Annotated in this window: 7 protein-coding genes; 1 reads left to right on the top strand and 6 read right to left on the bottom strand. The window is 62.6% G+C overall.

Going from position 1 to position 6937, the window contains the following annotated elements; genetic code table 11:
• Positions 1-31 precede the first annotated feature (31 nt).
• Entirely contained in the window at positions 32-1039 is a 1008-nt protein-coding gene (fepB, locus tag A2J01_RS02580; protein ID WP_003945515.1) for a Fe2+-enterobactin ABC transporter substrate-binding protein, read from the bottom strand.
• Between the two features lie 161 nt (positions 1040-1200).
• On the opposite strand from fepB, the gene fes reads away from it, so the two are divergent.
• Complete coding sequence (gene fes / locus A2J01_RS02585; protein WP_231915683.1) at positions 1201-2328, top strand: enterochelin esterase; 1128 nt, start codon at positions 1201-1203, stop codon at positions 2326-2328.
• Positions 2329-2341: 13 nt separating this feature from the next.
• Here the strand turns inward: fes and A2J01_RS02590 are convergent, their stop codons facing one another.
• The 5 genes from A2J01_RS02590 to A2J01_RS02610 all read right to left on the bottom strand — a co-directional run.
• A complete protein-coding gene (locus A2J01_RS02590) occupies positions 2342-3730 on the bottom strand; it encodes a DUF1254 domain-containing protein (RefSeq protein WP_064111823.1) in 1389 nt (462 codons plus the stop codon).
• 55 nt (positions 3731-3785) lie between these two features.
• Entirely contained in the window at positions 3786-4199 is a 414-nt protein-coding gene (locus A2J01_RS02595) for an HIT family protein (RefSeq protein ID WP_042920316.1), read from the bottom strand.
• 66 nt (positions 4200-4265) lie between these two features.
• Positions 4266-5687 (bottom strand): adenylosuccinate lyase, encoded by a 1422-nt coding sequence (gene purB, locus A2J01_RS02600; protein ID WP_064111817.1) that lies wholly within the window; start codon positions 5685-5687, stop codon positions 4266-4268.
• Positions 5688-5742: 55 nt separating this feature from the next.
• Complete coding sequence (locus A2J01_RS02605; protein WP_064111825.1) at positions 5743-6348, bottom strand: TetR/AcrR family transcriptional regulator; 606 nt, start codon at positions 6346-6348, stop codon at positions 5743-5745.
• Positions 6349-6412: 64 nt separating this feature from the next.
• Positions 6413-6937, bottom strand: a 525-nt coding sequence (locus A2J01_RS02610; RefSeq protein ID WP_156519142.1) for an aminotransferase class I/II-fold pyridoxal phosphate-dependent enzyme, incomplete at its 5' end; no start/stop codon positions are given.

Below are 6937 nucleotides of genomic sequence, written 5' to 3' on the forward strand. Positions count from 1 at the left end.
AGTTGAAGGTGAAAGGCCTAGTACTTATGGCTCAGCTGAACTGCTCGACCAACCGGTTCACCATGTTGGTTGCGCTGTAGTAGTCGAGACGGAAGGTGTCCAGACCCACGGCATAGACGTGGTGATCACGAATTGCCGGATGCTGGGCCAACAGTGGAAGTGCCTCGACCGCCTTCACCGCACCGTCGTCGGCACTGACCAAGATCAGGGTGTTGCCCGCGATACCGTCGTAGAGGTTCTCCGCCGAGACCTGAATGATGTCCTTGCGCTTACCCATGGATTCACTGCTCTTCGCGGACTCGGGAATGTCGGCGACCGTGAAACCCATCGCCGTGAGCAACTTCGCCTGCCCCGACTCGTGCGTCCAGATATTGGCGCCGCTGCCGTCCTCGTAGTAGACCAGCGCAGTGGTCGGCTGCGGGGGAAGTGTGATCTTGGCCTTCGCGGCCTCTACTGCGCTGTCGAACTTCGCGACCGTGGCCGCCGCGTTGTCTTCGAGACCTGTCGCCTTACCCAGCACAGCGGCGACTTCCTGCCAACTACTTCCGCCGTAGTCCACCACGATTGTCGGCGCGATGGCCGTGAACTGTTCGTACAGATCGACGACGGAGTCACCTCCAGTTGCCGAGACGACGATCAGGTCCGGGTTCTGCGCCAGAACGGATTCCGCGTTCGCACCGCCCATCGGCAACACTGCAAGTCCGCGTTCTTCTGCTATGTCGCCCCACTGTGTGAACAACCCCTGCGCATCCGAGACGTCGGTGTTCGGTCCCGTCGATGCGGTAGCCACCACCGGAGCGTCGATCGACAACAGCGTGCCCGTCAGCGTCACACTGGTCGAGACGATCCTCTCCGGCTTCGACGTGATCTCCACCGGCCCCTTCGGCGTTTCCACGGTACGCGGCCAATTACCCTGCGATGCAGCTGAGTCAGCATCGGAATCGGCATCCGCAGAACTACAACCGACGAGGGCGAACCCTGCCACCAAGACTGCGGAGAGCACCTTCAGGGTGCGTGATTTTTTCATTGTGACGCCCACTGCCGGACCACTCCTCGAATTCAAAAGCCCATCAAATTAGGTTAGGCTGTGCTCATGCTAACTCAGGCGGTGACCGAATTGTCCGCTACCCTCGCAGCCTCGCCCGACATCGAGACGTCCTGGAATCGGATAGTGCAACAACGAACGCCGACATCGAAAGCATTGATACACAGACTGTTCGAGTTACGTTCCTCTGGCGTCAGCCCGAGGAGACCGAGGTCGAGCGCGTTTACCTGGATGCAAATTCGCTGACCGACCATCACGCAGAACAACTCAGCGTGATGCAGCGACTCGGCGACAGTCCGGTGTGGTTCTACACCGCCGAAGTCTCGAACACCTGGCGTAGCAGTTACAGCATCATCCCGGTACCGAAGTCCGTAGTCGACGAGTTCGACTATCCGGGAGCAGGCAAGGAAGACTCGACCCGCCGCACCCGCTGGTTGGGGTTGCTCGAGCACCGAATTGCCGACCCACTCAATCCGCTTTCCGCAGGTGTGGACACAAGGCGTTCCGTCGCCGAGATGCCCTCGGCGCCGGTCCAGTTCGGTTGGGATGCTCCAGTTTTCAGGAAGTCGATACAGCTCACCTGGGCTAGTTCGACTTTGGACGTCGAGCGGCCGGTGTGGATCTACGAGACCGTGGACGACGGATTGACACCGCTCGAAGAACGGCCGCTCGTGATACTTCTCGACGGGCGTCACTGGGCCGAGGTCATGCCGGCAGGCGCCGCGTTCGATCGTGCGGTCCAGACCGGCAAACTGAAATCCTGCGTTCTGCTGGCCATCGATTCCGTTGACAATCAACGCCGTTCGCAGGAATTGCCGTGCAACCGCGACTACTGGAGTGCAGTCGTCGACGAACTGCTTCCGCAGGTGCGCGCCGTCACACCCTTCTCGTCTGATCGAACGCGAACGGTGGTCTCGGGGCAGAGCTTCGGCGGCCTGGCTTCGATGTTCGCAGCACTCGAATTCCCCGAACACTTCGCGCTGGTCGCCAGCGGGTCCGGTTCGTTCTGGTGGCCAACCGGATTGAAGCGCGGGGAAGACGGCCCGCCGGGTGGAGACATAGCCGCACGGATCGAGCGCGACGGCGTACCGGACGGTTTACGCGTTGTCCTCGAAGTAGGTAAGCACGAGTCCGACATGGTCGGGCACAGCGCAGCGGTCGCACAGGCACTGAAGGCCGCAGGAGCGCAAGTATCGTGTCGGATCTTCGACGGCGGCCACGACTGGTTGTGCTGGCGCAGTGTCCTTCTGGACTCCGTTGTCGAACTGATCGGCAGTCCGTGAGACAGACCACGCTCTAGGCCGGCTCGATGTCACCAAGCTTCCAAGTCCGATCGAAATACGGTTCGAGCGGTCCGTAGAAGCGGAAGTACGAGAACCAGTGCTGACCCACAATGGTCTGAACCCAATTGGGTTCCTTCCCTACCGGAGCTGTAGGTCCGTAGTAAAGATCCACCGAACCGTCCTCGTTGACAACAAGATCGGGATCTCGCGAGCCACGGTCACCTCGGCCCTGCTCGTTGTCGACAAGGCAGCGTGTGTCGACCGAGTAGACCGTCGCGGACCAGAACAACTTTGCCGGGACATCGGCGGGTACGTGGAGTGTGTAACTCTTTGCTCCGTCCAACCAGTGGCCCTCGGCGTCGGCGTAGCTACCCAGATATGCCTGCCCGAGTCCGGGCGTCGTACTCTTCATCGCCTCGGAGAAGGTGACCGCCTCGTAGAACCACGACGCGCGTTCGTAGAACTCGTCGTAGTTGTCCCCTCGCTGAGCTGAGTTGTCCAGGACAATCGCCAAGTCCCACTGGCGATCCGGCCAGTAGCGCGAACCGGGGAAGCGTTTGACGAACGCATTCGCCTGGGCGAACACCTCCCCCACTTCGACGGCCCGTTGCAAGATCTTTCTCACTCGATCATCCGGGGCGAAGGGCTTGCCCTTCTCAATCCCCAGCTGCCGAAGCCACGCCATCGGGAAGCGGTCGCGCTCTTCGACAGGTTCGTCCTGCACGATGTCGTGCAGGAGTTCCCAGTATCGAAGGTCTCGCGGCTGAATTCCGCTCCAGGGCTTGCCGTCCGGTGAGACCAGACGCGTCGGACTCGGATTCTCACGATCGGAGTACGGGTACACCCGGACGGCGTCGACCAACGCGTCCGAGCGCGCCGGGTCGGGATCGAGCGTGCGGAAGCCGAACATGATGTGCATCATCGGGGAGTGGACAACGGTGTAATCGCCTGTGTCCTCGGCACTCTGGCCTGGGCCGACTACCAGGGTCTTGCCACCCTTGCCTGCATCGGGGCCCATCTCACCGAGCACCGCGAATTCTCGTTGCCAGAAATCTGCGATGCCCCCGGCGGTCGGCCCTGGCGGCAATTCGATCACCAACGGCCCCGTTGCACCGAGAGCGAAAAAGTTCAAGATGTACGGAGTCGTCGCGTTGGCGGTGATCAGGCCTAGTCGGTCACGATATGAGCGGTAGACGACGATATCGGAGGCAGTTGCTCCGAAGATGTTGGTATGCACGTCCATCCACTGAGCCCAGGACACGATGGGTATGGCCCACAAGTACGCCTGCACTGCTGTTTGGAAGTCGAGCTCGTCGAAGACCGTTGCGATGGTTTCGCGAGCGGGAAGCTCTCCGTCCCTCGGGACAAGTCCGGAGGAATACGTCAGTTCGATGTCGGCCATACCCAGATGGTGCTGGGAGAAACCTCGGCGCGAATCACCCACACCGGGTGAACCTCTAGTTCAGTGCGCCTCGAATGACGGCAGCCGTGCTGTCGAGGATTGTCCGATTGGGCGTGCGAGGTAGGGCGCGCAGGCCGAAGCCGTCGCCGCGATTTCGCGGAATGACATGCAGATGAACATGGAAGACTTCCTGCCCCGCAACAGCTCCGTCGGAGAGGTGCAGATTCACTCCGTCGACGGGGAGAGATCCGGTACGCATCGCCGCGGCAATCTTCTGCGCGACGGCGAAGATCCTGGCACCGTCGTCGGGATCGAGCGTGGACAATCCACTGGCGTGGCGCTTCGGCACGACCAGGAGATGGCCGGATGTGAACGGCCGAATATCCATGAAGGCAAGGACATTCGCGTCGTCGTAGACGACGCTGGCCTCGGCCTCACCGGCGATGATGGAACAGAAGATGCAGTCCATGGTCTCCGGCCCCTGTGCGCCTTTTCGGTAGTGGTGACCACCGAAAAGGCGCACGGGGCGTAGCCCTTACAGAATCGGCGACGGCGCGTACGCCGCAGCTTCGGGGTTGGCGTCGACAAGTTTCTGCACCTCGGCGACAACGGCATCGACCTGAGCCGAAGCGGCACCGACAAAAGCAGCCTTGTCGGCCAGGGCCTCGTCGAGTGCAACGCGGTCGAGCGGCAAACGGTCGTCGGCGGCAAGGCGATCGAGCAGGTCGGGCTCCTTGCCCTCTTCACGCATCGCCAGCGCAACTGCGACGGCATTCTCCTTGATCGCCTCGTGTGCGGTCTCGCGTCCGACGCCGGCGCGGACGGCGGCCATGAGCACGCGCGTCGTGGCGAGGAACGGCAGATACCTGGTCAGTTCCTTCTCGATGACGGCCGGGTACGCGCCCATCTCGATCAGCACGGTCAGGAAGGTCTCGAACATGCCGTCGATCGCGAAGAACGCGTCCGGAAGCGCGACGCGGCGCACGACGGAGCAGCAGACGTCGCCCTCGTTCCACTGCGCACCCGCAAGCTCGGCTGCCATGGAGCCGTATCCGCGCAGGATCACCTGAAGTCCGTTGACTCGCTCGCACGAGCGGGTGTTCATCTTGTGCGGCATCGCCGAGCTGCCGACCTGGCCGGGCTGGAAGCCTTCGGTGACCAACTCGTGGCCGGCCATCAGGCGGAGCGTGTGTGCAAACGACGACGGTCCCGCGCCGACCTGAACGAGCGCGGAGATGACGTCGTGGTCGAGGGAACGCGGGTACACCTGGCCGACGCTGGTCAACACGTGAGCGAATCCGAGGTGCTCCGCAACCTTCGCTTCGAGCTGCTCGAGTTTGGCCGCATCGCCGTCGAGGAGGTCGAGCATGTCCTGAGCGGTCCCCATCGGGCCCTTGATCCCACGAAGCGGGTACCGGTCGATCAGCTGGCGCAGACGCGTCAGTGCAACCAGCAGCTCGTCGGCGGCCGAAGCGAAACGCTTGCCCAAGGTGGTGGCCTGAGCTGCGACGTTGTGCGAGCGGCCGGCCATAACGATGGACGAGTACTCGGCGGCGCGCTCACCCAGACGGGCGGCGACGGCGATGCCGTGGTTGTAGACGTGTTCGAGAGAACGCACGATCTGCAGCTGCTCGACGTTCTCGGTGAGGTCGCGGCTGGTCATGCCCTTGTGGACCTGCTCGTGCCCGGCGAGTGCGTTGAATTCCTCGATGCGTGCCTTCACGTCGTGGCGGGTGACCCGCTCGCGGTCCGCGATGGACTCGAGGTCGACGTTGTCGATGACACGCTCGTAGTCGTCGATGGCGTCGGCCGGAATGTCGATGCCCAGCTCTGCCTGCGCACGCAACACCGCCACCCACAATTGACGCTCGAGCACGATCTTGTACTCGGGAGACCACAGAGCAACGAGCTCCGGGCTGGCGTAGCGGTTGGCAAGGACATTCGGGATGCGGCTCACGAGGCCTCAGTCTAACGGTGGCCGAGCAGTGCCGTTACCCCCGATAGAGACCGAGCTAGACCGGCGGCGCCATCACGTCGATCGATTCCAAGAGCATTCCCCTGGCCAACCCCCGTGGGTCCGGGTCGTACTCCCCCAGAGCCGTGATCATCGCACCGTCGACCATCGCGACAAGACGGCGCAATTGCCCCTCGGGAGCCGACCGGCCCGAGCGTCGAAGCGCATCGGTCAACAGGTCGTCGAGCTGGGCTCGTAGGCGCAACTGCACGTCACGAAGTGCGGGATGACGGGCACATGCCACAAATCGTTCGTAGCGCGAGATCAAACGTTCGCGGCTCTCCGGCCGCTTCTCTTCGTCTCCGAGCAGCAGCTCGACCAACAGTTCGACGGTTGATTCCGCGCCCCGCCGACGTTGGGTCACCGCAGCCACTCTGGCGCGCATCGCTTCCATGTCGGCGTTGCCGTTGAGCTCGACGGCACACGCGATCAGATCGTCGAGTGAGTCGAAGTAATAGGTCGTCGAAGCCAGTGGAAGGTCAGCTCTGATTGCCACCGCTCGGTGACGAACGGCGTCGAACCCGCCCTCCAGCAAAAGTTCAGCAGCGGACGCCACCAGAGCTTGGCGACGTCGTTCGCCCTTGGGCGTAGCTGCAGAAGACACCACGACATCGTGCCAGCAGAGGGCACCTCCGCATGGCGAAACAGCTCGAAGACCCTGCTGTTTGTTACCCGAGCCACTTCTCGAGGCGGGTCAGTGCCTCCTGGATGTCGGCTGTCGCACCCGCGAACGAGAGTCTGACCATCCGGTTTCCGTGGACGGTGTCGAAATCGATTCCAGGTGCCAGCGCGACCCCGGTATCTGTCAGCAACCGGGCACACCACGCGGTGGCGCCCTCGTCGCCACACAGATGGCCGATGTCCGCGTAGACGTAGAACGCACCGTCGGCGGGAGCCAACTCGGTGATGCCCAGTTTCGGCAACCCGGTCAACAACAGTTCACGATTGACGGCGTACCGCTGAACGTGCCCGTCCAACTCGACCTTCGCCTCGTCCGAGAACGCCTCGACGGCGGCGTACTGAGAGATCGCGGGCGGACACACGGTCATGTTCGACGCGAGTCTCTGCAGCGGGCGCCGAAGATAGGTCGGCACCAACATCCACCCGAGTCGCCAACCCGTCATCGAGAAGTACTTGGACACCGAGCCGATCACGACGGATTCGCGTGAGGTCTCCCAGGCGCTCGACGTGTG

This window comes from Rhodococcus sp. EPR-134 (assembly GCF_001647205.1).
Taxonomy (GTDB): Bacteria; Actinomycetota; Actinomycetes; order Mycobacteriales; family Mycobacteriaceae; genus Rhodococcus_F; species Rhodococcus_F qingshengii.

Excerpts from the sequence above, each read along its gene's own strand:
- A2J01_RS02590 (WP_064111823.1), bottom strand. The coding sequence starts at position 3,730 with ATGGCCGACATCGAACTGACGTATTCCTCCGGACTTGTCCCGAGGGAC.
- A2J01_RS02595 (WP_042920316.1), bottom strand. The coding sequence starts at position 4,199 with ATGGACTGCATCTTCTGTTCCATCATCGCCGGTGAGGCCGAGGCCAGC.